The sequence below is a fragment of the Parasphingomonas frigoris genome (assembly GCF_036663815.1).
Lineage (GTDB): Bacteria > Pseudomonadota > Alphaproteobacteria > Sphingomonadales > Sphingomonadaceae > Sphingomonas.
In genome coordinates this window covers 1-1,405 of record NZ_JAXOJQ010000045.1, presented here as the reverse complement: position 1 = coordinate 1,405, position 1,405 = coordinate 1, and the positions used below count along the sequence as shown (strand labels likewise).

The 1,405-nt window shown below is 68.0% G+C and carries 2 protein-coding genes; both read left to right on the top strand.

What is annotated here, in order from left to right; all coding sequences use genetic code 11:
• Positions 1 to 633 (top strand): alpha/beta fold hydrolase (locus U1872_RS22315; protein ID WP_332795058.1); only part of this gene is annotated, 633 nt, incomplete at its 5' end.
• 59 nt (positions 634 to 692) lie between these two features.
• The coding region (locus U1872_RS22310) for an SDR family oxidoreductase (RefSeq protein ID WP_332795057.1) at positions 693 to 1,405 on the top strand (713 nt) is incomplete at its 3' end.

Below are 1,405 nucleotides of genomic sequence, written 5' to 3'. Positions count from 1 at the left end.
GTGCAGGACGTCGAGGCGTTGCTGACCGAGCAGGGCGTCGATCGGTACATCGCGTTCGGCACGTCGCTCGGCGGGATCGTCACGATGCTGATGGCGGGGCCGTCGCGCGGGCGGATGATGGCGGCGTTGCTCAACGACGTGGGGCCGGAGATCGACGCGCAGGGGCTGTCGCGGATCCGCGGGTATGTCGGCAAGGCGAGCGTCTTTCCGACCTGGATGCATGCCGCGCGCTGCGTTGCGGAGAACAACGGCGACGTCTATCCCGACTTCGCGATCGAGGACTGGCTGGCGATGGCCAAGCGTCTGTACCGGTTGAACAGTTCGGGGCGGATCGTGCTGGATTACGACCTGAAGATCGCCGAGCCGTTCCGCGTGCCGGGCAACGAGGCGGGGCCGGACATGTGGCAGGCGCTGGCCTCGCTCCGCGACGTGCCGACGCTGATCGTGCGCGGCGGGCGATCGGACCTTCTGTCGGCGGCGACGGCGGAGCGGATGGCGGCGTCGCTCGACCATGCCGAGCTGGTGACGGTGCCGGGCGTGGGACACGCGCCGACGCTGAGCGAGGCGATGCTGCAGGATCCGATCGACCGGCTGCTGGCGCGTGCGCTTGAGGGTGCGGCGATCCGCGCCTAGGGACAGCCCGCTAAAGCTGCGCGTTAGGCGTGGATGCTACTGACAAGCCGGGAAACTCGATGACCGAACGCGCCGACCTCCACACGACCGCCCGCCCGCTAAAGGGTCGCCGTGCGATCATTACCGGGGGCACGACCGGGATCGGCCGCGCGATCGCGGTGATGCTCGCTGCCCAAGGCGCGAAGGTCTATGTCTGCGGGCGCGACGAGCGGTATCTGCGGGACGCGCTGGCGCATATCCGACAGGTCGGTGATGGAGACGGGATGATCACCGAGCTTGCCAATCCCGACAAGGTCCGCGCGTTCTTCGATGCGGGCGAGGCGTATCTCGGCGGGTTCGACATCACCGTCGTCAACGCGGCGGTCGCGGCCGGTGGGCTGATGCAGATGACCGAGGACGAACTGCGCTATGCGATCGCGGTCGACTTCACCGCGTATCTGCTGAGCGCGCATCATGCCGCAAACCGGATGACGCCGATCGGCGACATGGTCATCATCGGCTCGCTGAGCGCGCATATCCTCGGGCCCAGCTCCACGGTGTATGCAGGGATCAAGTCGGGGATCGCCGGATTCTCGGAGGCGCTCCGGCGCGAACTGGGTCCCAAGGGGATCCGGGTGTCGCTGGTCGAGCCGGGCAAGGTCGGATCGGACATGCAGTATCCCGACGTGCCCGACGACAAGCAGCGCCAGATGATCGAGGCGGAGCAGATGCTGCGCGCCGAGGACATCGCGGCCGGGGTGGAGTTCCTGCTCACCCAGCCGACGCGGTCGGT